A 23,694-nucleotide genomic window follows, 5' to 3' on the forward strand; every position below is an offset into this window, starting at 1 on the left:
TAAAGGGAGCACAAATGCTCCCATATACATTTATTATACTATGAAACCTTGCAGTTGTCAACTTTTTTGCGGTTCTGACCGAAAAACAGCACTTTTTAGCGAAAAACCGCAAGAATTGGGTTGCAAATATGAAGATGATGTGATATAATAGCTTAAATTAACTAATTCACACAGTAATCAAATTTATGTAAGGACGGTCAATACTATGAAAAAAATAATTTTATCGGCATTGACGCTGACACTGCTTTGCGGCTGTGCTTCGCTGGACAGCGACTATTCCGAGCCCGTTATGCAGGAAATGACAGAAACTATCTCAGCTACAGACACAACAACTACAGCTCCCGAAACTATCGCAAACACTTCTGCCGACGGCAGTATCAGGCTTGAAAGAGGCGTTTACGAGATACAGGAGGCAGAGGAGATGAACCCCGACCTGACATATGACAACAGGTTCAAGGGGGAGTTCTGCGTATTCTTCGATGAAAGCCATGGGGAATACTGGAGCGCATACGACGGCAGGATATCAAGCTTTACCTGCGAGCAGGCAAAGGACAGCATGACCTTTCACGAGACGAATGTATGGGAGAATAGCGCCGATCCTATGAGCGCCAAGTTTGAATTTACCTATGCTGTCGGAACAGACCATGATTTCCGTCTCAGTGATGAGGGGAATATTGTGTTTGATTCCTACGGCAGATTCATGTTCTCTCTGGTGAAGCGTCCCGACCTTGAGCCTGATACCTTTGACGCAACGCAGTATAAGAGCGATTATGTGCTGTCGGATCACGGCTGGCTTGAAGCAGGGGCTTATGCCTATAAAGGAAAGATATTTTCCGAATGATATCATAGTTGAGAGCTGAAAGCTGAGAGTTGAGAGTTAAAAAGTCGCCTTTGACGTCGCATTTCAGATAATGTGAGCGAAGCGAACACATAAACTCTTAACTCTGCACTTTCAGCTCTCAACTTTTTTTAAAAATCGCTTGACAAGCTCTGAATGAAATGATATAATATTTGAGTATCGTGTGTAAACAGGTACTATTATCCTTGCCCGCAGTGAGTTGTCGGGCATGATCCCAGAAGGAGGTGTGCTAAATGGCAAAGGTATCCGCTAAGTATGAAGTAATGGTTGTTTTCAGCCTCAAGAACGGCGAGGAGCCTATGAAGGCTCTCGTAGAGAAGTTCAAGGAGAGAATCGAGCGTCACGCCGAAGCTGTTGAAGTCAACGAGGATTGGGGTAAGCGCAAGCTTGCATATCCTATCGAGGACGAGACAGAGGGCTACTATGTGATCTATACATTCCAGTCACAGCCTGATTATCCTGCTGAGCTTTCAAGACGTCTCAACATCGCAGACGGCGTTCTTCGTTCACTCGTAACAGTTGTTGAATAATTCTACTTCATTATTTAGGAGGCGCTCAGATGAATAAGGTAATTTTAATTGGAAGGCTTACTGCCGATCCTGAGCTGAGACAGACTCAGAGCGGTATCGCTTCTTGCAGATTCACAGTGGCTTGCGACAGAAGATTTGCCGACAAGAACACAGGTGAGAGACAGGCTGATTTCATCAGCTGCACCGCATGGAGACAGACTGCTGAGTTCGTATCAAGATATTTCAATAAGGGTAAACTCATTTGTGTTGAGGGTACTCTCAGAAATAACAACTATCAGGATAAGAACCACCCGGACGTTACACACTACACTACAGATGTGCAGGTGGATAATGTTGAGTTCGTAGGCGGCAAGGGCGAAAGCGGCGGCAACGGCGGCGGTTATAACAACGGCGGCTACAGCGCTCCCCAGAACAATTACAATAACAATTATTCTGCTCCTCCGCAGCAGGCAGCTCCACAGCAGCCCGCAGCTAATGACAGTATGTCTTACGGCAACCTCAGCGATTTCGAGGAAATACTCAGTGACGGCGACGTACCGTTCTGAGTGAACTAACTTTACTTTATTACGATAGGAGGAAAAGTCATGGAAAAGGAAAGAAATTCCCGTCCTGCGAAGAAGCCACGCAAGAAGGTTTGTATGTTCTGCGCTGACAGAATCGAGAAGATCGATTATAAGGATCTCGCTAAGCTCAGAAAGTGCATGACAGAGAGAGCTAAGATTCTTCCAAGACGTGTAACAGGCACTTGCGCTTACCACCAGCGTGAGCTCACAGTTGCTATCAAGAGAGCAAGACACATCGCTCTGCTTCCTTATATCAGCGACTAATTCATAAATTCAAGGGAGGCATTAAGCCTCCCTTTTTGCATATTCATATATTCTGACGTTTTATCATATGTATCCGCTCCTTACGGCATCGTTAAAGGAGCGTGTTCAGGTCTATCGGTCGATATTCTGTACGGCGAGCTCCTCGTCCTTGCGGAAGAGAAGAGATATACACCATACTGCCGAGATCGCTACGAGAATGTAGACTGCACGGCTGATGACGCTTCCTGCGCCGCCGAAAAGCCATGCTACCATATCAAACTCGAAAATACCGACTAATCCCCAGTTTATTCCTCCGATTATCAGAAGAATAAGAGCTAATTTGTCCCACATATTGAGAACACCTCTTTGTTCGGGATTTACGGCGCTCATGCGCCGACGACCACTGATTTCGGCTCATGCCGCGTTTCAGCGGTACAAAGCTATTATCGCCGCTTATCCCGTGATTATTCATTTTTGAAGGAGAAAATTATGGTTTTGGAAAATATCGCATTATTTGACTTTGACAAAAAAACATGGATTCTTATTGCAGCCGCAGCAATTGCAGCACTGCTGCTCATTCTCTATATCTGCGTTCATTTCAGCAAGGGCAAGCGAAAGGGCAGAGCTGCCGAGCGCAAGGTGGGAAAATTTATCAAAAAACTGGGCAAAAAAGACCATATCAGGATAATAAACAACGCCTATCTGCCTCTCTACAACAAAGCCTGCGAGGTGGACCACCTCGTTTTCGGACGCTTCGGAGTCCTTGTTGTGGAGACTAAGGGTATCTCGGGCAAGGTAACAGGCAGCGGCAAGAACCTCACCCATACCATAGGCAGCAAGACGCACAAGCTCTACAACCCTCAGATGCAGAACAAAACTCATATCGACAATGTTGTACATCACCTGAAAAAAGGCGGCTTCGACAAGGTGCCCGTTACGGGAGCAGTTGTCTTTTCGGCAAATGACATCGAGTTTCCCTCGGAGATAGGCACCGACCTCAAGGGACTTGAAAAGCTCTACGGCTCTCTCAGGGACGCAGGCTGCAATCAGGACGTGCTGTATAACTATTTCAACGATATGCAGGTACGCAACCCGCTCAAAAAGGCGTGGATAAAAACACGCAAGAAAAACGACTGATACGTCAAAGAAAGGAGTTTACCATGAAGATAAAACGATTCATCGCGTTGGCAGCGGCGGCTCTCTTAGCCTTTCCCTCGGCGCTGCGCACGGAAACATTGCCCTCACAGACAGCAATTGCTGCCGACATAAGCTCGGTAACGTTCAACAACTTCGACAGCCGCATAAACGGCGGAGAGCCTATCCGCGGCGTTGATATCTCCAGTATCATCTCCCTCGAAGAAGCAGGCGTGAAGTTCTACAACGACAACGGTCAGGAGCAGGATATCTTCCAGACTCTTGCGGAGCACGGCGTCAATTATATCCGCGTAAGGATATGGAACGAGCCTCACGACGACAACGGCAACACATACGGCGGCGGTCATAATGACCTTGAAACTGCCGTAAAGATAGGCAAGCGTGCCGCTTACCACGGAATGAAGCTCCTTGCGGATATCCAGTATTCCGACTTCTGGGCAGACCCCGGAAAGCAGACACGCCCCAAGTACTGGCAGCCCCATGACCACAACAAGCTCAAGGGCGAGATATACAACTGGACGTCGTGGGTAGTGAAGTACCTCACGGAAAACGGCAGCGATATCGGTATGGTGCAGATAGGCAACGAGACCAACTGCTTCTTCTGCGGCGAGAAGGATATGTACGAGATATGCGACCTTTTCTCCAGCGGCGAAAAGGCTGTCCGTGACTATAACAAGAATATCCTTATCGCTCATCACTTCGCAAATCCGGGCAGCGGACATTTCGACTGGTATGCGCAGGTAATGAACGAGTGCAAGCTGGATTATGATGTTTTTGCCTGCTCGTATTATTCCTACTGGCATGGTTCGCTTGAAAATATGCAGAAGGTACTGACAGGCATCGGCAACAAGTACAACAAGTACGTTATGGTGGTTGAGACTGCCTACCCGTACACAAACAATGATGGCGATAACTTCGGAAATACCGTAACATCAAGCACTAAGGACGTTGACCTGAGATATGATATCTCGGTAGACGGACAGGCTAAGGCTGTCACCGATGTTTTCAAGACAGTGTCAAACTGCAACGGACATGGTATCGGCGTATTCTACTGGGAGCCTGCATGGCTGGGAGTTCCCGATATCTCCAAGGGCGAGCAGCAGAAGCTGTGGGACAAGTACGGCACAGGCTGGGCTACATATCATGCAAAGGGCTATGACAAGGACGTTACGGAGTCGGGCGGCTCTTCATTCGATAATCAGGCGCTTTTCGACTTCCACGGCAAGCCGCTTGAATCACTGGACGTATTCCTCAACATCTATCCTCAGAAAAAGCCTGTTGTAACGACAACAACTACCACGACTACCACTACTACGACTACGACAAGTACGACCACAACAACTACTACCACTACTACGACATCAACAACTACATCAACGACAACCACCACTACAACAAGCACAACGACTACTACCGTGCCTGTAACTACAACGACAGAACATCTTACCGAAGTCATAGTGCAGATAGAGTATTTAGTTGGCGATATGAATGGTGATAGCGTTATTGATATATTTGATGTGGTAGCTTACCGCAAGTTACTTGTTAGTAATGGTGGTATATTTGAAGGAAGTTTAAGTGAAAATTACAAATACGACTTTAACGATGATAATCAGTGTAATATGGCTGATCTTGTAAAGCTTCAGCGCTATGTGCTCGGTTATCCTGATGATGATTTTTGTGAAGATATAATAACAATTGTATATTGTTAAAAAAATCCCCCTCGGCTGAGGGGGATAACTTTTTATCATACCATTTGTGACATATCGTAAAGTCCTGCGGGCTTGCCCTTGATGAACATAGCCGCATTTACAGCGCCCTCGGCGAATACCATTTTTGAAGCAGCCGAGTGGGAAAGAGTGATGACCTCGTCGTTGCCTGCGAAGATAATGTCATGTTCGCCCACGATAGTGCCGCCGCGGATAGAGTGCATACCTATCTCGGACTTTTCACGCTTCTGACGGCGTGAGTGGCGGTCATAGACATAGTGCTTTGAGTTATCAAGCGTTTCGTTGATAGCGTTTGCAAGCATTATTGCAGTACCGCTTGGAGCGTCTATCTTCTGGTTGTGGTGCTTCTCGACTATCTCAATGTCAAACTGGTCGCCCAGAATTGAAGCAGCCTTCTTTGCAAGCTCAACAAGGAGATTGATACCCAGCGACATATTGAATGTGAAGAACACAGGTATCTGATGTGCAGCGGACTTTATTTTTGCAATCTGAGCGTCGCTGTAGCCTGTAGAGCCGATAACGAGTGGAGTGCCCGTTGACAGGCAGTACTCAAGAAGTCCGTCCAGCAGAGCAGGATTTGAGAAGTCTATTATAACGTCGGGCTTAACGGGGAGCTGTGCAGGAGTCTCAACGATAGGGAAGTCTGCGTACTGCTCGGTGTAGATATCAACGCCTGCAACTACTTCGCAGTCCTCGCGCTCCTTGACGCAGTAGTAGATGTTCTTGCCCATTTTTCCGTTAGCGCCGCAAATAGCGATATTGGTCATTTTTCTTTCTCCTTTACTTTAAAATATAATTCCGTATATAATGTAGGGGAGCCCGCCCTCGGGCTCCCTCCACTACAAGATAATGTTCAATTATTTGACAAGTCCGTGCTTTGCAAGCGTAGCCTGAAGCTTAGCTCTGTGCTCGTCGGTCATCTCGCAGAGAGGCAGACGACATGGACCTGCGTTCCAGCCTATCATGTTCATAGCTTCCTTTACAGGGATAGGATTTACCTCGATGAAGAGGTCGTTGATGATATCAAGGTACTTGAGCTGAAGCTTCATAGCCTCTGTGAAGTTGTTATCGAGGCAAAGCTGTACCATATCGTGCATTTCCTTGGGGATAACGTGGGAAGCAACGGAGATAACGCCCTTGCCGCCCAGTGACATTACAGGAACTACCATATCGTCGTTGCCGCTGTAGATGTCTATATCGTCGCCGCAGGCAGCTGCAAGCTTGGCAACATAGCTGATATTGCCGCTTGCCTCCTTGATAGCAGCGATGTTCCTGTGCTTAGCAAGCTCCTTAACGGTAGCAACATCGAAGCCGCAGCCTGTTCTGCTTGGAACATTGTAGAGGATTATCGGGATATTTACCGCGTCAGCAATAGCTGTGAAGTGAGCGATAAGTCCCTTCTGAGTAGCCTTGTTGTAGTAAGGAGTAACGTGGAGCAGAGCGTCTGCGCCTGCTGCCTCAGCCTCCTTTGAGAGCTCAACTGCATAGTGAGTATCGTTGCTGCCTGCGCCTGCGATAACAGGAACTCTGCCAGCGGTGTGCTTAACAGCGAACTTGATGCAGTCGCGGTGCTCGTCGTCGGTCATAGTAGCGGACTCGCCTGTAGTACCGCAGATAACGATAGCGTCGGTGCCCTTAGCGATCTGGTCGTCGATAACGCGTCCCAGCTCGTCGTAGTTTATAGAACCGTCGGCGTTCATGGGAGTTATAATAGCCACAGCAGCGCCGGTGAAAATGGTATTCTTCATAGACTCAAATCCTTTCGTCTAATTCATAATTCATAATGCATAATGCGTAATTATATGCATTCGCCCATTATGTTACAAATTTTTAGTATTGAACTGTAGGGGAGCCCGCCCTCGGGCTCCCGAAAGGTTGCTGTTGTTATATTGCGGGAGGGCGAGGGCGCCCTCCCCTACAATTGACTTTTTTCTCGGGCGGATAATATCCGCCCCTACAAATATATTCGTTGCCGTAAGCGTCAACGCGGAAGCCCGCGGGGGCTCCCTGCTTAGTCGAAGTATCCCTTTGCTGCAAGGAGTTCAGCAAGAAGCACGCCGCCGCCTGCTGCACCTCTGAGAGTATTGTGTGAGAGGCATACGAACTTGTAATCGTACTGTGTATCCTCGCGGAGACGTCCTGTAGAAACAGCCATACCGCCCTCGAGGTTTCTGTCCAGCTTAGCCTGCGGACGGTCATTCTCCTCGAAGTAGTGAATGAACTGCTTTGGAGCGCTTGGGAGCTGGAGCTCCTGAGGAACGCCCTTGAAATCAGCCCAGAGCTTGAGGATCTCTTCCTTTGAAGGCTTATTCTCGAATGTTACGAATACAGCAGCTGTGTGTCCGTCTGAAACAGGAACACGGAGACACTGTGTTGTGATATTGGGAGCTGTAGCCTTTACTATCTCATTGCCCTTTATCTCGCCCCAGACCTTGAGAGGCTCCTGCTCGGACTTCTCTTCCTCGCCGCCGATGTATGGGATAAGGTTATCCACCATTTCAGGCCATGTCTCGAAGTTCTTGCCTGCGCCTGAGATTGCCTGATAAGTACAAGCCAGAACGTTCTTGAGACCGAACTTTCTCAGTGGGTGAAGTGCGGGAACGTAGCTCTGGATAGAGCAGTTAGACTTGACAGCGATAAAACCTCTCTTTGTGCCGAGACGCTGGCGCTGAGCCTTGATTATCTCGATGTGCTCGGGGTTTATCTCAGGCACTACCATAGGAACATCAGGTGTGAATCTGTGTGCGGAGTTATTGGAAACGATAGGGCACTCAGCCTTAGCGTAAGCTTCTTCGAGAGCCTTTATCTCGTCCTTCTTCATATCAACGGCACAGAAGCAGAAATCAACCATGCCTGCTATCTTCTCGATGTCGTTTGTTGCGTCCATGAGGACCATGTCCTTCATAGCTGCGGGCATAGGAACAGCCATCTTCCAGCGGCTGCCTGCTGCCTGCTCATATGTCTGACCTGCGCTTCTTGGTGAAGCTGCAAGTACCTTGACATTGAACCACGGGTGGTTCTCCAGCAGAGTTGCAAATCTCTGTCCTACCATGCCCGTTGCGCCTATAATACCTACGTTGTACTGTTTCATACTTACCTCTCCTTGAAAATTTTTTCCATAAAATAACAAAAACCGGTTGCAAACCGGCTCATCATGCGTTATAATAGAAATGTTGACATATCAAAACGAAATATGCCGATAGCTCTCCATCAAAAGCATGATGACAGCTGCAAACCTGTTGAGTGTGCAGCCAGAGCTGAATTTACCAAAGACAGCTCTTCGGCGGCATTGCCTTTCGCTGAACACCATAGGACAGGTGGTCCCGTGCACAGGTACTATTCGCAGCCGCGCCTCTACCTTGTAACTATAATAGCACTTAAATCAGCTATTGTCAATACATTCTTGAAAATTTTTGAGTAATTAGCAATTAGAAATTAGTAGGGAACGCCGCCTCGGCGTTCCTTTGTAGGGGCTGATGCCAACATCAGCCCGTAAAATACGCAAATAATTTGCGGGGCGATGTAGGCATCGCCCCCTACAATCTGACGTCTAATAGCTGAATCGAAGGAGATATCAACCCGAATGGAACTTCTTAAATCCGATTTTTACTATGAGCTTCCCGAGGAGCTCATCGCTCAGACTCCCATAGAGCCTCGAAACGCCTCCCGAATGATGTGCGTTGACCGCAAAACGGGAGCTATAACCCACGACCACTTCTATAATCTATGCGAACACCTCAAAGAGGGTGATTTGCTGGTCATGAACGACTCCCGAGTTATCCCTGCAAGGCTCTACGGCGAGAAAATAGGCAACCAGACCTTTATCGAGTTCCTGCTGCTGGAGCAGAAAGGGGACAAGCTCTGGGAGATAATCTGCCGTCCGGGCAAAAAAGCCAAGGTGGGAACACGCTTCTCATTCGGCGGCGGCAGGCTTGTAGCCGAGGTAGTCGAGGTAAAGGACGACGGCAACCGTATAGTTCAGTTTGAGTGCGAGGGCAACTTCTTCACGGCTCTTGAGGACGTGGGACAGATGCCGCTCCCTCCGTACATAAAGGAAAAGCTGGAGAACCGCGAGCGCTATCAGACGGTCTATTCCAAGGAGCTGGGCTCTGCGGCGGCACCTACGGCAGGTCTGCATTTCACTCCCGAAATGCTGGACGACCTCCGCGCAAGGGGCATAAAGACCGCATTTGTGACGCTTCACGTAGGACTTGGCACATTCCGTCCCGTCAAGGAGGACAACGTCCTTGACCACAAAATGCACAGCGAGCATTATTATCTCCCAAAGGAGACTGCTGACCTGATAAATGAGACAAAGAAAAACGGCGGACGAGTTATCGCCGTTGGTACGACGACCTGCCGAACTTTAGAGAGCGTAGCCACTTTTTACGGAGATATCTCTGAGCACGAGGGCTACACAGACATATTCATTTACCCGTCCTATGAGTTCAAGTGCATTGATGGACTTATCACAAACTTCCATCTTCCCGAAAGTACGCTCATCATGCTTGTTTCGGCATTCATGGGCTACGACAACACTATGAACGCATACAAAACGGCTGTTGCCGAGCGCTACCGCTTTTTCAGCTTCGGCGACAGTATGTGCATACTATAAATATTTGATTTGAGGAGTAAGAAATGGCAGAAATGGAACTTTATGATTTTTTCAAGGGAATAATCGATTCCGAGGAAGGACCTATAGTCCTTTGCAATCTCGATTACAGGGTGATATACGATAATCCTGCGGCAGAAAACTACTATGCCCCTGTAGCGCCGCTTACAGGCAGGCTTCTTTCAACGGTAATGAACGATGAGCAGATGAGCAAGGTAGTCATGAGCGTGGAGTGGTTCAAGGAGGACAAAAAGAACAACAAGGTATTTGCACTGCACGACGAGAAGCATAATATGGATATGTATATACTTGCTATCAGAAATACAAAGGGAGAGCTTCTCGGCTTCTACGGACGCCGTGAGGACAGGACTCCCGATTCAGGCAAGGAATTTGATCTCGATTAAAAATCAGCAAAGCTGATTTTTGATCGGTTGAGAGTTTAGAGTTAAGAGTTGAAAGTTATGGTTTCGCCTGCGGCGACAGGATCTAAATAGTGTGAGTGCTGTAAATAGATTAACTCTCAGCTCTCCACTCTCAACTCTGAACTTTGCGTTTTATGTAATATAGTGATATAAAAAATTAAGAGGAGCGACTATGTTCACACTTTTAAAGACCGACAATAAAGCAAGACGAGGTACTTTCGAGACAGTTCACGGTACCTTTCAGACGCCCTGCTTCATGAACGTGGGTACTGCCGCCGCTATCAAGGGCGGTATATCCTCCGTTGACCTTAAAGGGCTGAAAACACAGGTTGAGCTCTGCAATACCTATCACCTGCACCTTCGCCCCGGCGACCATGTGGTGAAGCAAATGGGCGGACTCCACAAGTTCATGAACTGGGACAAGCCTATACTGACCGACAGCGGCGGATTTCAGGTGTTCTCGCTGGCACAGCTCCGCAAGATAAAGGAGGAGGGCGTTTACTTCGCCTCACATATCGACGGACGCCGCATTTTCATGGGACCTGAGGAGAGTATGCAGATACAGTCGAATCTGGGTTCGACTATAGCTATGGCGTTCGATGAATGTATCGAGAACCCTTCCCCGTACAAGTACGTAGCGGCTTCCATAGAGCGCACGACGCGCTGGCTCATACGCTGTCAGGAGGAAATGGCTCGCCTGAACAGCCTGCCCGATACCATAAACAAGCACCAGATGCTCTTCGGCATAAATCAGGGCTCCACATTTGACGACCTGCGCATAAAGCATATGGAGGACATAGCAAAGCTTGATCTTGACGGCTACGCTATCGGCGGACTTGCCGTGGGCGAGGCTACCGAGGAGATGTACCGCATAATCGGCGTGGTAGAGCCTTATATGCCCGTACACAAGCCCCGTTACCTCATGGGCGTGGGAACTCCCTCGAATATCATCGAAGCCGTTGCAAGGGGAGTGGATATGTTCGACTGCGTAATGCCCAGCCGTAACGCCCGTCATGCGACTGTGTTCACATGGAGCGGCATAATGCATCTGGGCAACAAGTGCTATGAGACAGATCCCCGACCTGTGGACGAGCAGTGCGACTGTCCTACCTGCCGCAATTTCAGCCGTGCCTATATAAGACATCTTTTCAAGGCAAACGAGCAGCTTGCAGGCAGACTTGCCGTACAGCACAACCTCTATTTCTACAATACTCTTACCGAGAAGATAAGAGAAGCCATTGACGAGGACAGATTTGAACAGTTCCGCGGCAAATACTCACAGCTTCTCGCAACAAGAATATAAGAGCTATGCTCTGAAAAATGGAGATATTATGGAAACTTTTCTTTTTATTTTAATGTTTGCGGTCTCTGTCGCTGTGACCGCAGTCTTTTTGCATGAAACAAAGAGCGACATCACAGGAAAAGAGCTTGTAAGCAAAAGGCTTGCCGCGGTTCGCAGGGTATCTCTCTGTGCGGCTCTTGTACTTGCTTTCATAGCGGCTGCGGAGCTCCTCCACATAATCAATATGGGAGCATATTCGGGGGCGTTTACAGTTCTCGGAGCTATGGCAGGCATTTCGGCTCTGGTCTGTACCATGAACAAAAAGCGCCGCTATCATTCGGCAGTATGGGCAATAAAGGCAGTTCTCATTGCGGCTGTGCTGGAGGCTACTGTATTCAATGCCCCTACATTCCGTATGTGGTTCGGCAGCTATAAAAGCGTGTATTTCTCCGCAGAGGAATGCACCGACGTTAAGGATACCAACTTCCGTGCCGAAACAGGCGAGCTTGATGTCCGCGGCGACAGAACGTCGGTATTTACCCTTGAGGATATAAACTTCGAGGTGGCAGATGTTTACGTTGACCTTGATTTCGATACCCGTACCAAGGCGGCAGAGGTCTCTATAGACGCTATGGACGAGACCTGCGCTGTGCAGTGCAGACCTGCCATTGCGGAGGGCAGACCTGTTATAAAAAGACCTCATTCCCAGTACATACAGCTCCACCTTTCGGGAGACGTCAGCAAGCTTAAAATATCGGTATCGCCCTTTAACAGCGGAGCTGTGTCCGTAAAGGGCATAGGCTTGAACCAGCAGATACCAATGAGCGTATCATGGGCGAGACTGGCTCTCATAATCTTCGGTATTGTCTTCTGGCAGCTGATGATGAACAGCAAGACCATGCAGCAGAGCATTACCAAAAACAAGCGCATTTTCCGTCTGGCGGCAGTTTTCATAACGGATATCGCCTGTCTTGCGGCAGTTGTAGTGACATTCGTAAAGCTTGACAACTACTCCATAATCGACATAATGAAGCAGCCTAAGGGCAATCAGATGACTCAGGAGCTTGTTGAAGCCTTTGAAAACGGCAGTACGAGCCTGCTGAAAAAGCCAAGCGCTGAGCTGAATGAGTTCCCTACGCCATATACAGGCGACGCCCGTGACAAATCGGGGCTCGAATATCAATGGGACCACGTTTATTTTGACGGCGAGTACTACAGCTACTACGGCATTGCGCCTGTAGTGCTGCTTTTCCTGCCGTATCATAAGCTGACGGGCTATTTCTTCCCTGATTCAATGGCGGTGCTTTTGTTTGCCATAATCGGCATTATCGGACTTACCAAGCTGTACAGGGAGTTCCTGAAAAAGCTCTTCCCGAAAACTCCTACAGGCATAGCCATAGCAGGACTTATAATTTTGCAGGTGGTGAGCGGCATATGGTTCAGCATCGGCAGACCTGATTTCTACGAGATAGCTATGTCGGCAGGCTTTGCGACGCTGACATGGGCGGTATATTTCATGCTGTCCGCCAACATAATAGGTACGGAGAAGCCGATTCTTTCGCGCACAGCCGTTTCGTCACTGCTTTTTGCCGTAGCGGTACTTTGCAGACCTACTCTTGTGCTTTACTGTATCACCGCAGGAGCGTTCATGCTCCTTGCAGTACCGAGAGCGGCAGGCGCGGTCAAAAAAGGCAAAAAGCCCGAGGACAGCTCGCGGAAGTTCCGCTATATCCTCTGTGCGCTGCTGCCTATGATATGTATCGGAGCAGTGCAGATGTGGTACAACTATGACCGTTTCGGCTCGGTATTCGAGTTCGGCATACAGTACTCACTGACTATCAACGACTTCACAAGGACGCAGTTCCACAGCAGGCTTTCACTTGTGCCTATATATAACTATATGTTCAATCCGCCCGTATTCTCCATGGAATACCCGAATATCAGCACGGATTTTCAGTTCCTCAACGCAGGCGGCTTCTTCTATGCTGACCTGCCTTCAACGAGGAATACCTCGGGACTGTTCTTCCTTGCACTTCCTATGTTTGCGTATCTGCTGTCATTCAAGGCTCTGAGACAGCTCCGCGGCAGGAAAAAGAAGCTCCTTACGGCGTTTTATGTGGGAGTGCCCTGCCTGCTGATACCCTTCGGAATAATCGCTTCTGTATGGGAGAGCGGCTATGCAGTGCGCTATATGGTGGATTTCTCATGGCAGTCCCTCTTGGGAGCGCTTGCGATAATATTCTTCCTCTATGACAGGCTTACAGACAAGACCAAGAAGAATCTTGTGTTCGGCTTTATGTGGTTTGCAGCGATGTGGGCTCTGATAGTGGGAGGAGTACAGGCGTTCAATCAGGCGTTCCGATTTGATGTGTACGACCTGAGCTATCCTGAAATGGCATACGACGTACAGCGTATATTCGCATTCTGGAACTGATAAACAAGCTTTAGTTGAGAGCTGTAAGTTGCTGTGTTTGCTTCGTTCACATTAAATCATATCGCCGCAGGCGGCTTTATAACTCTCAGCTTTTTACGTGTAATTATTATCTGCGAAAGGAAAAAAACTATGGTTTCACAGGAAGAACTGGAAAAGGTACAGAAAGTATTCGGCGGAGACCACTTTGCCACGGAAATGGGCGCTGTCATCGACGAGATAGACGACCATTACGCAAAGTGCAGCCTTGTTATCAACGACCACCACAAAAACGCTATGGGCGGCGTTATGGGCGGAGTTTACTTCACTCTTGCGGACTTTGCCTTTGCGGTCGCTTCAAACTGGCAGCAGCCCGGCGTTGTGGGACTGAACGTGGACGCTTCTTTCATCGGAGTCCCGAAGACCGAGCGCATAGTTGCCGAGGCTAAGCTTATCAAGGACGGCAGGACTATCTGCTGCTACAATGTTGAGATAAAGGACGAGCTCGGAAATCCCATAGCAGCTGTTCAGTGTGTGGGCTTCCGCAAGGTGTGATTTACAGACCTTAGCCTTTAACAAAAAAGCCATGAAGCGAAAGCTTCATGGCTTTTTTATACCTTTTCGGATTTTCTTGCGGCTTTTTTCTCTTTTTTGACCTCATACATCTTATCGTCAGCCATTTTTATTACGCTGAAAAGCGTGTCATCTTTCTGCGCAACGGTGATAACGCTGCCGATACTTGCGGAAATAGCATAGGGCTTCTGGATAAGCTTATTGAGACTTTCAAGGGACTTGGTTATCTTCCTGCTGAGCGAATCTGCGGCGCTGCTGCCTGCATTTGGATCAAAGTAAACGAACTCGTCGCCGCCGAATCGTGCGCAGATACAGCCCTGACCGCAGCAGCTGCTGATAGTATTTGCAAGGCGCTGTATAGCGAAGTCGCCCTCGTTGTGACCGTAGTTGTCGTTGATGAACTTGAGACCGTCCATGTCGATGAAGCTTATCATTATCTGCCTGCCCTCGGCAACACACTTGTTGAAGATATCGTCTGCATGGTTATAGAAGCCGTTTCTGTTGTAGATGTTGCAAAGTGGATCAATGACGTAAAGGCGCTTCAGCTCGGCGTTGACCTTGTTGAGGTGGAAGAGCTTGCGGATATTTTCCAGCGAGTTGCTGAGTATCATGGTCAGCGTATGGCAGAGGAGACTGTATGTCGGGAATTCGCTGTTCGTGAATATGTAATAGCCGAGACAGCGGTCACTGTAATGCAGGGGCAGGAAGTAGTTCACGCAGCCGCGCTCCTCGAAGCCCTCGGGGAACATTTCGTTGCTGTGGAAGCGTTCTACCTTTCTGCGCTCGCCCTTGTCCCAGATAAGCGGTGCACTCATGCATTCCGAGTAATATTCATTGGTCTCGGGAATGCTTTCGGAGCTGTAATCGTCCTGCCAGTCCTCGCTGAGACAGAGGGTGAATTTTTCACATTCCAGCTCGCCGATAAGGTTGCTGATGACGTCGAAGTACTGGTCGGCTGTGAAAGCCTCTGCAAGACCTGCCGTCAGGCGGTTTATCATGTGGATATTGTTATTGGTATCCTCGGATTTGCGGTAAGTTACCTTCTTGTACTCCACCAGCTCGTCTGTGCCGGAGCATTTGCAGCCGCAGCTTTCGCTGAGAGCAGGCTCGGCGTCGAGGATAGTGCTCTTTGGCTGGGGGATACCGTCGATGACGTTGGAAAGTATCTCCGTGGACTTATATCCCATATCATAAAGAGGACATTTTACCGATGTGATAGCAGGGCTGGAGTTACGGGCGCTGAATGTATTGTCAAAGCCCGTTACCATTATATCGCCCGGTATCTTGTGTCCGAGCTTTTCCAGCGACGAAGCCACTGTGAGAGCCATACTGTCGTTTGCACAAATGAATGCGTCGGGGAGGGGGAGTCCCGATTCCACAAAGGCGTCTACAGCCATTTTGCCGTCGTAGCTCTTGAAATCGCCGTAGAATACGCGCTTCTGGTCAACGGTGAGACCGTTTTCCTCCATAGCGCTGACAAAGGCGTCATATCGGGATTTTCCGTCAGGGTTGCCGAGAGGTCCCGAAACATAGTTTATTGTTTTTGCGCCGTGGTCCTTAATGATATGGTTCACGAGCTTCTTCATAACACCGAAGTTGTCGATGCTTATATCATAGAAATCCGAATTTTCATGGTTCTCGAAAACAACGGCAGGGATACCTGCGTCGAGGACTTTTCTGAAAATGCTGTTTCTAAGTTCGGTATCGCCGAAGGTGTTGGTCATCAGGATAGCGCCGTCGAATCGGGTATAATCAATGAGATTGTAGATACTGCTCTCGCCGATGTCAAAGGTGGCACTGCCGACCATTCCTCCGAAGCCTGCAACATAGGAGACATTCACATTATTGCTGTAGGCATAGGTGCTGATACCCTTGAAAACGTTATGCTGGTATTCTTCATCAAGTCCCGAGACTACAACAACTATTTTTTTAGTTCTGTTTTTATCCATGAAATCCCCTCTTTTGTTTAGAAATGAAATAAACGGAGCCATTAATTAATATTATAGCACATTTGTCGTAAAAATAAAGTTGAATATGTAAAAATTCAGTGTACGGAAAAATTTTTGTAGGAAGTGACATGAAATTACCACATTGTTTGTGCATAAAGCTGATTTACAGCGAGTTTAAACAGGGTGCGATAATTCCAACCAATTATAATGGTTATATTATAATAATAATGTGACATAAAAGTGATACTGGAAAGCACATTTCGAATATTAGATAATGCCAATAAATAGCTAAAAAACAATAATGTCTAAAAAACACGTCATTACGTGACTGAAAATGTACAAAAAAAGCAAAAAATGAGCAAGGCAAAAAATTCTTAGCAAGAATTGACTTGAATAGTTCACAGAAATGTAATAAAATGATAACAGAAGCTGAGGAAAAGGAGGGACGTGAGACAAAATAGTGTCTCAGCGCTTTGACTTAGCGAGAAAAGGGAAAAATCATTTTTAGGTTTATCAATTTTAGAAAGTGAGGAATGATCAACATGAGAAAAGGCACATTCAAGAAGATCGTCAGTGCAAGCTTAACAGCTATGATGGTTGCTTCAAGTGTACCTTCGATCCCCGCTGCTGTAAATGCTGCTGATCAGCAGACCAGAGGCAATATCGGCGGATTCGATTACGAAATGTGGAATCAGAACGGTCAGGGACAGGTTTCCATGAACCCCGGCGCAGGTTCTTTCACCTGCTCATGGAGCAACATCGAAAACTTCCTGGCACGTATGGGCAAGAACTACGACAGCAAAAAGCAGAGATACAATCAGATAGGTTCTGATATCACTCTTACTTATGATGTTGAGTACACACCAAGAGGAAATTCGTATATGTGCGTATACGGCTGGACAAGAAATCCTCTTATGGAGTACTACATCGTAGAAGGCTGGGGCGACTGGCGTCCACCCGGAGATCAGGCTGAGAGAAAGGGTACTGTAACCCTTGACGGAAACACATACGACATTGCTAAGACAATGCGTTACAATCAGCCATCACTTGACGGTACTGCTACATTCCCTCAGTACTGGAGCATCCGTCAGACAAGCGGTTCAAGAAATAATACAACAAACTATATGCAGGGTACTATCCACGTAGGCAAGCACTTTGACGCTTGGTCAAAGGCTGGTCTCGATATGAGCGGTACACTGTATGAGGTTTCTCTTAATATCGAAGGCTACCGTTCAAACGGTTCAGCTAACGTAAAGAAGCTTGCTGTTTATGAGAACGGCACAGGCTCAACAGGCTCTACAGGTTCAACAGGATCAACAACTCCTACTCAGACTGTAAAGGCTGACAGCAACGGCAACTACTTCACAAGCACATTCGAGAGCGGCGCAGGCGACTGGACCGGCAGAGGAGATGCAACTGTTACTACAGATTCATCCAACTACTATGACGGCAGCAAGTCACTCTTAGTATCAGGCAGAACAAACGAGTGGAACGGCTGTGCTATCCCACTTGATTCAAGCGCTTTCGTACCGGGCAACAAGTACAGCTTCAGCGCTGCTGTTATGCAGAAATCAGGCGGAAGCTCAACGATCCAGATGTCACTCCAGCAGGGCGACGGCAACAGCGCTTCTTACACACAGATCGCTGAGTGCACAGCTGAGAACGGCAAGTGGACAAAGCTCGAGAATACATCATTCACAATTCCTGACAACAGCGGAGATCTTCTCCTTTATATCGAGACTCCTGAGGGCTCAGGCGACCTCTTCGACATCTATGTAGATGCAGTTCAGGTTTCCGAGAGCGGCAAGAAGTCTTCAGTAGTGACCGGTCAGGGTAAGGTTGACGGCTCAACAGGCAGCACAGGCTCAACAGGCAGCACTGGCAGCACAGGTTCAACCGGCTCAACAGGTTCTTCAAGCAACTACACAGGTGTTCGCAAGCACCAGAACCTTGATTATAAGTATGAAAAGGGCGGCAACGGCTTCAAGGATTACATGGGACCATACTTCCGTCTCGGTACTTCTGTAAGCGGTTACGAGATCGGCAACTCACAGGCTCAGCAGTTCATCAAGAAGAACTACAACTCTATCACCTGTGAGAACGAAATGAAGCCTGATTCAATCGTTAAGGGCGTAAACGGCGATAACGTAAATATCAGCCTCCAGTCTGCTGACGCTATCCTCAAGTTCGCTGAGCAGAACGGAATCGGTGTTCGTGGTCATACGTTCGTATGGTACAGCCAGACTCCTGAAATGCTCTTCAAGGAGAACGGCAGCTACGTTTCCAAGGACAGAATGAACAAGAGACTTGAGAGCATGATCAAGAACACATTCTCACAGCTCAAGTCCAATTATCCTAAGCTTCAGGTTCACTCATACGACGTCTGCAACGAGCTCTTCGAGAACGACGGCGGCGGAATGAGAAACTACTCAAAGTGGAAGGACGTTTACGGCGCAGGCAACTATGACTTCGTAGTTAACGCGTTCAAGTATGCAAGACAGTATGCTCCTTCTGAGACAAAGCTTTACCTCAACGATTATAACGAGTATATGTCCAAGAAGACAAACGACCTCGTTAATATGGCTAAGAACGTAATGAAGGAAGGCGACTATATCGACGGTATCGGTATGCAGGCTCACCTTGCAGCAAGCTATCCTTCAGCAAGCGAGTTCGAGACAGCTATCAAGCAGTTCGAGTCACTCGGTCTTGACGTTCAGATCACTGAGCTCGATATCACAAGAAATCAGAGCAATCAGGGCCAGCTTTACAAGCAGATATTTGAAGTTGCTATGAAGCACGCTAAGAACATCTCCTGCGTAACTCTCTGGGGTACAACTGATGAGAGAAGCTGGAGAAAGAGCGAGAACGGCGGTTCACCGCTTCCATTCAGCAACTATCAGCCTAAGGATTTCTATAACGACATCATTGGTCTTACAAAGACAATTGATCCTCCTGTATATGAGGAGGCGGTAGTTACAACAACTGTTGCAACTACAACACAGGCTCCTGTTAACGTAACAACTACAACAGCTGAGCCAGCTAAGCCCGCTGACCTCAAGGAAGTTCTTAATTCCAAGGTTTCCAAGTGGGGCGACGCAAACGCAGACGGCACTGTAGATATGGGTGACGTTGTACTTATCATGCAGTCACTTGCAAACCCGAATAAGTACTCACTCAAGGATACAGCTTCCTATAACGCAGACGTTAACGAGGCTGGCAACGGTGTTACAGCTAACGATGCACTTGCTATCCAGAAGTACCTTTTAGGTCTTATCTCTAAGCTTCCTGAGAGCTACTCAGACAATATCAAGACAGTAACAGCACCTGCTACAACAACTACTAAGCTTGTTACTACAACAGCTAAGCCTACAACTACAAAGGCTACAACTACAAAAACTCCAAACATCAGCGGCAAGAAGTACAGCGTTGGCAACGGTCAGAATCAGCACAAGGGCGACAGCGATGGCTACAGCTATGAGATCTGGCTCGACAACACAGGCGGAAGCGGTTCAATGACACTTGGCGACGGCGGTACATTCAGCACAGAGTGGAGCGCTTCAGTTTCCAAGGGTAACTTCCTCGCTCGCCGCGGTATGGACTTCGACCGTACAAAGAAGGCTACAGACTGCGGTAAGATCGTAATGGATTACGCTGCTGATTATACAGCAAGCTCACAGGGTAACTCAAGACTCTGCGTTTACGGTTGGATGACAGATCCACTCGTAGAGTACTACATCATTGAGGACTGGGTAAACTGGTGCCCACAGCCACAGGGCTCAAGCAAGACAGTTACTATCGACGGTGCTCAGTATGAGATCTTCCAGCTCGATCACTATGGTCCTACAATCCTTGACAATCAGTCACGTAACTTCAAGCAGTACTTCAGCGTTCGTAAGTCTAAGAGAACATCAGGTACTATCACAGTATCAGATCACTTCAAGGCTTGGGCAGACGCTGGCTGGAATATTGGTAACCTCACAGAAGTTGCACTCAACGTAGAAGGTTGGGAGAGCAGCGGTAGTGCTAAGGTAACTAAGCTTACAATCGACGCAAGCGGAAAGTCAGACAATACTTCAAACAATAACAATAATAACAACAACAATAACAATAACAACAACAATAACAACCAGCAGGGTACAAAGGTTGACACTAGCAAGAAGCTCTGCGCTATCTCATTCGACGACGGTGCAAGCGCTCAGTCAACAAGCGATCCCGGATACAGAATCATCAACGCTCTTGCTGAGAATAACATGACAGCTACTTTCTTCAACGTAGGAAGCTGGATCAAGACAAATGAGCAGATCAAGTATGAGTATTCAAAGGGCATGGAAGTTGCTAACCACACTCAGACTCACCCACACCTCGGTCAGATGGGTTCACAGCAGATCAGAAGTGAGTGGGAGCAGTGCAACAGCAAGCTCAAGAGCATCATCGGCACAGAGCCTTCACACCTCATGAGACTTCCTTACCTCGAGAGCAACGGAACAGTTCAGTCTGCACTCTACGATGTACCGCTTATCAGCTGTGCAATCGATACTAAGGACTGGAACAACGCTTCCACAAACGATATCGTAAATACAATCAAGCAGGCTGCGCAGAACGGCTCACTTGAAGGCGCTATCGTACTCTGCCACGAGAACTACGCTACAACAGCAGCAGCTATGGAGCAGGTTCTTCCTTGGCTCGCACAGAATGGTTACCAGAATGTAAACATCTCTGATATGGCTAAGGCACACGGCAAGACACTTGCAGGCGGTCAGGTTCACACACGTGCTTAATCGCTAAGCTGAATAACAACGTGCCGATCGCAGAATCGGCGGTCGGCACACTTAATTAAGATTTCTCCAAATTTTAATATCCCCTGAAAGGCAGTCGGTGCAAATCGACTGTCTTTTCATTTTTATTTAAAAGTGATATAATATTTTGTGACCATATTATACTCCCATGCGTGTGTATAGTGAAAGGAGCTGATGAAGATGCAAAAATGCGGCTGCGCTCGCGAGGCGGTCGAGAGATACGGCGATATGCTGTACAGGATATGCCTGCTTTCTCTGAGAAACACTGCCGACGCAGAGGACGCTGTGCAGGAGACATTTATAAAATATGTACAGAAGTCTCCTGATTTCAGCGACGGCGAGCATGAAAAAGCATGGCTCATCACTGTAGCCACAAATAAATGCCATGATATGCTGAGATATCGAACAAGACACAAGACCGAAAGTGAGGAACTCCTCTACGGTTATGCTATAGAAAAAGAGGAAAGCGGAATACTTGAAGCTCTCATGGAGCTCCCCGAAAAGTACAAAACGCCGCTCATGCTCTTTTATATAGACCAGTACAAACTCGACGAGATATCAGATATCATGGGAATAAGTCTTTCCGCAGCTAAAATGCGCCTGTCAAGAGGGCGCAAGCTGCTGAAGGAAAAATACAGAAAGGAGTATATGTAATATGGATAAAAAGCTTAAAAATGCGGCAGACAAGATAAGAATGCCCGAGGATATGAAGCAGCGCATCATAAGCGCCGCCGAGCTTGCGGAAAAGAATCATGTAAATACGGATAATGACGGATACATCGACGTAGTAAGCTCCGCTGAGCGCGTTGATCCGAGAAGAAACATAATCCGCACTATCAGCGCTATTGCAGCCTGTGCAGTGCTTGTGGGCGGAATCGGAACTACAGGCTTCCTGCTTCACAGACAGAATAGCACTCAGATGTCAGGCAACGAAGTCTCAGGAACAGAGTGCAGAAGCTGTCCCTTCGGAGATTTCAGCGAATTTGATTACAGTTTCGACGCAGGCGACGGAAAAAATGGCAGATACTCAGCCGAGACCTACACAAAGCTGTCGGACTTCCTCAATAAGTTCAACTGGGGCGAGGAGCTGACAGAATACGAGACAAGAACGGAAGAGCAGGACGCAAAGGTATACCATATCAAGTGGACAAGAGGCGATACACCGCCGGTTGATTGCGATATCTATATTTCTGTTGACGGCTTTGTGACCTATCAGGAGAGCATGATGGGCTTTGAGTCAGGCGCTATGGAGACTATAGGCAGCAAGTGCTACAAGATAGACTTAGATGCCTTTGACAGGGGAGTACAGGAAATTCTGGCTCAGGCAGACGCTCCAACACCATTCGGGGATTTCAGTGAGTTCGAATACAGCTTGGATGCACAAGACGGTAAATTCGGCGAATACTCAGCAGAGACATATGCGAAGCTCTCTGATTTCCTCAATAAGTTCAACTGGGGCGAGGAGCTTGGTATGTCAGAGGCGGAAAATGACGACGAAACTGGCTTACAGGATCTGGTTTACGAAAAATATACTATAACATGGACAAAGGGAGATACTCCGCCGGTTAATTGTAATATTTATGTGTCGAAAACCGGCTATGTCCTTTACAACGAAGATATTGAGTATTTGGAAACAGATGAGGATCATTTTATTGAAAGCCGTAGTTACAGGATAGATTTTAACGCATTTGACAGCGGTATACAAGCGATAATTGCCGAGGATGCAAATTACGTATCACCATTCGGTGATTTCAGCAAGCTCGATTATATTCTTAATGCAAATGACGCCAAATACAGTGAGCTTTCAGATGATGTCCGTGCAAATCTTTCCGATTTCCTTAATAACTTCAACTGGGGCGAAGAGATATCTGATGATCAGCTTTCAGAAGAAGAGAAAAATCGATCACAAATGAATCTTCATAGTCTTGAATGGAGAAGCGAGGATAAATTATACGGTCTTGCCGTTATGGAGATAGGATATGCAGTTTATAACGTACAAAAGGTTACTTATGTGAAGGGTTACGGAGAAGTTATTGAACCCGAATCCGTACAGCTTTACCGTGTTGATTATGAAGCCTTTGACAAGGGGATAACGGAGATACTTGCAAAGTATAAAGCCGAAGCCCCCACAGAAGCTTTTGAGTACGCTGAGTTGCTTTTCGGTCAACACGAGAGGCTTACTCCTACAGATGAAGAAGGCATGGCAAAGTTTGAAGATTTTGTTCGTAATGACTTTATAAAAATGCTTGAACCAACTTCGTCTGATGATATAGTCCGCGGAGTAACGTATAGTATTTTAACTTCATACAGGCTTGACGATAATAAAAGACGTCAAGCGAACTACTTTATCTTCAGGGACGGCTTTGTGGAGTGCAATGAATACAAGACTGATGAAAAAGGTGAAATGCTGCTGACAAACACTGAAAAATATAAGATAGACGTAGATAAGCTTGAATCCGTTCTTAAAGATGAAATTGGCGTTGAGCTACCCGAATACAGAGAGATCAACATCAATAAAGTCGATTGATATATCGAACCATGGACAGATAAGAACAACAGAAGGATAAATAAAA

At 47.4% G+C, this 23,694-nt stretch carries 19 protein-coding genes and 1 riboswitch; of the genes, 14 read left to right on the forward strand and 5 right to left on the reverse strand.

All coding sequences use genetic code 11. The annotated features are described in order from the left end of the window. Positions 1–205: 205 nt before the first annotated feature. The 4 genes from T497_RS0104430 (at position 206) to rpsR (ending at position 2,216) form a co-directional block, all read left to right on the forward strand. Positions 206–841, forward strand: a complete 636-nt coding sequence (locus tag T497_RS0104430; RefSeq protein ID WP_028514574.1) for a hypothetical protein — start codon at positions 206–208, stop codon at positions 839–841. A 251-nt stretch (positions 842–1,092) separates the two neighbouring features. Then, positions 1,093–1,389 carry a 30S ribosomal protein S6 gene (gene rpsF, locus T497_RS0104435; RefSeq protein ID WP_028514575.1) on the forward strand — a complete coding sequence of 99 codons (297 nt, stop codon included), beginning with the start codon at positions 1,093–1,095 and terminating at the stop codon, positions 1,387–1,389. Positions 1,390–1,418: 29 nt separating this feature from the next. Next, positions 1,419–1,934, forward strand: a complete 516-nt coding sequence (locus tag T497_RS0104440; protein ID WP_028514576.1) for a single-stranded DNA-binding protein — start codon at positions 1,419–1,421, stop codon at positions 1,932–1,934. Between the two features lie 39 nt (positions 1,935–1,973). Continuing rightward, a complete protein-coding gene (gene rpsR, locus T497_RS0104445) occupies positions 1,974–2,216 on the forward strand; it encodes a 30S ribosomal protein S18 (RefSeq protein WP_019680929.1) in 243 nt (80 codons plus the stop codon). A gap of 111 nt (positions 2,217–2,327) precedes the next feature. On the opposite strand, the gene T497_RS0104450 is transcribed toward rpsR, so the two are convergent. Then, entirely contained in the window at positions 2,328–2,546 is a 219-nt protein-coding gene (locus T497_RS0104450) for a DUF378 domain-containing protein (protein ID WP_028514577.1), read from the reverse strand. Positions 2,547–2,684: 138 nt separating this feature from the next. Here T497_RS0104450 and T497_RS0104455 point away from each other — a divergent pair, with 138 nt between their 5' ends. Both T497_RS0104455 and T497_RS0104460 read left to right on the forward strand, forming a co-directional pair. Continuing rightward, positions 2,685–3,332, forward strand: a complete 648-nt coding sequence (locus tag T497_RS0104455) for a nuclease-related domain-containing protein (protein ID WP_028514578.1) — start codon at positions 2,685–2,687, stop codon at positions 3,330–3,332. A 23-nt stretch (positions 3,333–3,355) separates the two neighbouring features. Beyond that, positions 3,356–5,059 (forward strand): glycosyl hydrolase 53 family protein, encoded by a 1,704-nt coding sequence (locus tag T497_RS0104460; RefSeq protein WP_028514579.1) that lies wholly within the window; start codon positions 3,356–3,358, stop codon positions 5,057–5,059. Between the two features lie 35 nt (positions 5,060–5,094). Here T497_RS0104460 and dapB read toward each other — a convergent pair whose 3' ends face one another. From dapB to asd, 3 genes are all read right to left on the reverse strand, one after another. After that, positions 5,095–5,844: a 4-hydroxy-tetrahydrodipicolinate reductase gene (gene dapB / locus T497_RS0104465; protein WP_028514580.1), complete on the reverse strand. Its 750-nt coding sequence runs from the start codon at positions 5,842–5,844 to the stop codon at positions 5,095–5,097. A gap of 90 nt (positions 5,845–5,934) precedes the next feature. Next, positions 5,935–6,825, reverse strand: coding sequence for a 4-hydroxy-tetrahydrodipicolinate synthase (gene dapA, locus T497_RS0104470; protein ID WP_028514581.1), 891 nt, complete (start codon positions 6,823–6,825; stop codon positions 5,935–5,937). A gap of 263 nt (positions 6,826–7,088) precedes the next feature. Next, positions 7,089–8,168: an aspartate-semialdehyde dehydrogenase gene (gene asd, locus T497_RS0104475; RefSeq protein ID WP_028514582.1), complete on the reverse strand. Its 1,080-nt coding sequence runs from the start codon at positions 8,166–8,168 to the stop codon at positions 7,089–7,091. 101 nt (positions 8,169–8,269) lie between these two features. Beyond that, positions 8,270–8,442: riboswitch (Lysine riboswitch) on the reverse strand. A gap of 218 nt (positions 8,443–8,660) precedes the next feature. On the opposite strand from asd, the gene queA reads away from it, so the two are divergent. The 5 genes from queA to T497_RS0104500 all read left to right on the forward strand — a co-directional run bounded on the left by queA (position 8,661) and on the right by T497_RS0104500 (position 14,358). After that, the gene (gene queA, locus T497_RS0104480; RefSeq protein WP_028514583.1) at positions 8,661–9,692 is read left to right on the forward strand and encodes a tRNA preQ1(34) S-adenosylmethionine ribosyltransferase-isomerase QueA; all 1,032 of its coding nucleotides are present in this window, start codon (positions 8,661–8,663) and stop codon (positions 9,690–9,692) included. A 23-nt stretch (positions 9,693–9,715) separates the two neighbouring features. After that, positions 9,716–10,093: a hypothetical protein gene (locus T497_RS0104485; RefSeq protein WP_028514584.1), complete on the forward strand. Its 378-nt coding sequence runs from the start codon at positions 9,716–9,718 to the stop codon at positions 10,091–10,093. Positions 10,094–10,283: 190 nt separating this feature from the next. Further along, entirely contained in the window at positions 10,284–11,414 is a 1,131-nt protein-coding gene (gene tgt, locus T497_RS0104490; protein ID WP_028514585.1) for a tRNA guanosine(34) transglycosylase Tgt, read from the forward strand. Between the two features lie 28 nt (positions 11,415–11,442). Beyond that, positions 11,443–13,827: a hypothetical protein gene (locus T497_RS0104495; protein WP_028514586.1), complete on the forward strand. Its 2,385-nt coding sequence runs from the start codon at positions 11,443–11,445 to the stop codon at positions 13,825–13,827. A gap of 129 nt (positions 13,828–13,956) precedes the next feature. Beyond that, on the forward strand, positions 13,957–14,358 hold the full coding sequence (locus tag T497_RS0104500; protein ID WP_028514587.1) for a PaaI family thioesterase: 402 nt from the start codon (positions 13,957–13,959) through the stop codon (positions 14,356–14,358). A gap of 56 nt (positions 14,359–14,414) precedes the next feature. Here the strand turns inward: T497_RS0104500 and T497_RS0104505 are convergent, their stop codons facing one another. Further along, positions 14,415–16,325, reverse strand: coding sequence for a GGDEF domain-containing protein (locus T497_RS0104505; RefSeq protein WP_028514588.1), 1,911 nt, complete (start codon positions 16,323–16,325; stop codon positions 14,415–14,417). Positions 16,326–16,867: 542 nt separating this feature from the next. Here T497_RS0104505 and T497_RS18650 point away from each other — a divergent pair. The 3 genes from T497_RS18650 to T497_RS0104520 all read left to right on the forward strand — a co-directional run bounded on the left by T497_RS18650 (position 16,868) and on the right by T497_RS0104520 (position 23,648). Continuing rightward, complete coding sequence (locus tag T497_RS18650) at positions 16,868–21,103, forward strand: glycoside hydrolase family 11 protein (RefSeq protein ID WP_028514589.1); 4,236 nt, start codon at positions 16,868–16,870, stop codon at positions 21,101–21,103. A gap of 192 nt (positions 21,104–21,295) precedes the next feature. After that, the gene (locus tag T497_RS0104515) at positions 21,296–21,775 is read left to right on the forward strand and encodes an RNA polymerase sigma factor (RefSeq protein ID WP_051530529.1); all 480 of its coding nucleotides are present in this window, start codon (positions 21,296–21,298) and stop codon (positions 21,773–21,775) included. A 1-nt stretch (position 21,776) separates the two neighbouring features. Then, positions 21,777–23,648: a hypothetical protein gene (locus T497_RS0104520; protein WP_028514591.1), complete on the forward strand. Its 1,872-nt coding sequence runs from the start codon at positions 21,777–21,779 to the stop codon at positions 23,646–23,648. Positions 23,649–23,694 lie beyond the last annotated feature (46 nt).

Source organism: Ruminococcus flavefaciens MA2007, from assembly GCF_000621845.1.
Taxonomy (GTDB): domain Bacteria; phylum Bacillota; class Clostridia; order Oscillospirales; family Ruminococcaceae; genus Ruminococcus; species Ruminococcus flavefaciens_E.

Bases quoted from the DNA above. Each gene is read 5' to 3' on its own strand.
- T497_RS0104500 (WP_028514587.1), top strand. From the start codon at position 13,957: ATGGTTTCACAGGAAGAACTGGAAAAGGTACAGAAAGTATTCGGCGGA.
- T497_RS0104495 (WP_028514586.1), top strand. From the start codon at position 11,443: ATGGAAACTTTTCTTTTTATTTTAATGTTTGCGGTCTCTGTCGCTGTG.
- queA (WP_028514583.1), top strand. From the start codon at position 8,661: ATGGAACTTCTTAAATCCGATTTTTACTATGAGCTTCCCGAGGAGCTC.
- tgt (WP_028514585.1), top strand. From the start codon at position 10,284: ATGTTCACACTTTTAAAGACCGACAATAAAGCAAGACGAGGTACTTTC.
- T497_RS0104455 (WP_028514578.1), top strand. From the start codon at position 2,685: ATGGTTTTGGAAAATATCGCATTATTTGACTTTGACAAAAAAACATGG.
- T497_RS0104450 (WP_028514577.1), bottom strand. From the start codon at position 2,546: ATGTGGGACAAATTAGCTCTTATTCTTCTGATAATCGGAGGAATAAAC.
- dapA (WP_028514581.1), bottom strand. From the start codon at position 6,825: ATGAAGAATACCATTTTCACCGGCGCTGCTGTGGCTATTATAACTCCC.
- rpsF (WP_028514575.1), top strand. From the start codon at position 1,093: ATGGCAAAGGTATCCGCTAAGTATGAAGTAATGGTTGTTTTCAGCCTC.
- T497_RS0104520 (WP_028514591.1), top strand. From the start codon at position 21,777: ATGGATAAAAAGCTTAAAAATGCGGCAGACAAGATAAGAATGCCCGAG.
- rpsR (WP_019680929.1), top strand. From the start codon at position 1,974: ATGGAAAAGGAAAGAAATTCCCGTCCTGCGAAGAAGCCACGCAAGAAG.
- T497_RS0104460 (WP_028514579.1), top strand. From the start codon at position 3,356: ATGAAGATAAAACGATTCATCGCGTTGGCAGCGGCGGCTCTCTTAGCC.
- dapB (WP_028514580.1), bottom strand. From the start codon at position 5,844: ATGACCAATATCGCTATTTGCGGCGCTAACGGAAAAATGGGCAAGAAC.
- asd (WP_028514582.1), bottom strand. From the start codon at position 8,168: ATGAAACAGTACAACGTAGGTATTATAGGCGCAACGGGCATGGTAGGA.
- T497_RS0104440 (WP_028514576.1), top strand. From the start codon at position 1,419: ATGAATAAGGTAATTTTAATTGGAAGGCTTACTGCCGATCCTGAGCTG.
- T497_RS0104430 (WP_028514574.1), top strand. From the start codon at position 206: ATGAAAAAAATAATTTTATCGGCATTGACGCTGACACTGCTTTGCGGC.
- T497_RS18650 (WP_028514589.1), top strand. From the start codon at position 16,868: ATGAGAAAAGGCACATTCAAGAAGATCGTCAGTGCAAGCTTAACAGCT.
- T497_RS0104505 (WP_028514588.1), bottom strand. From the start codon at position 16,325: ATGGATAAAAACAGAACTAAAAAAATAGTTGTTGTAGTCTCGGGACTT.
- T497_RS0104515 (WP_051530529.1), top strand. From the start codon at position 21,296: ATGAAGATGCAAAAATGCGGCTGCGCTCGCGAGGCGGTCGAGAGATAC.
- T497_RS0104485 (WP_028514584.1), top strand. From the start codon at position 9,716: ATGGCAGAAATGGAACTTTATGATTTTTTCAAGGGAATAATCGATTCC.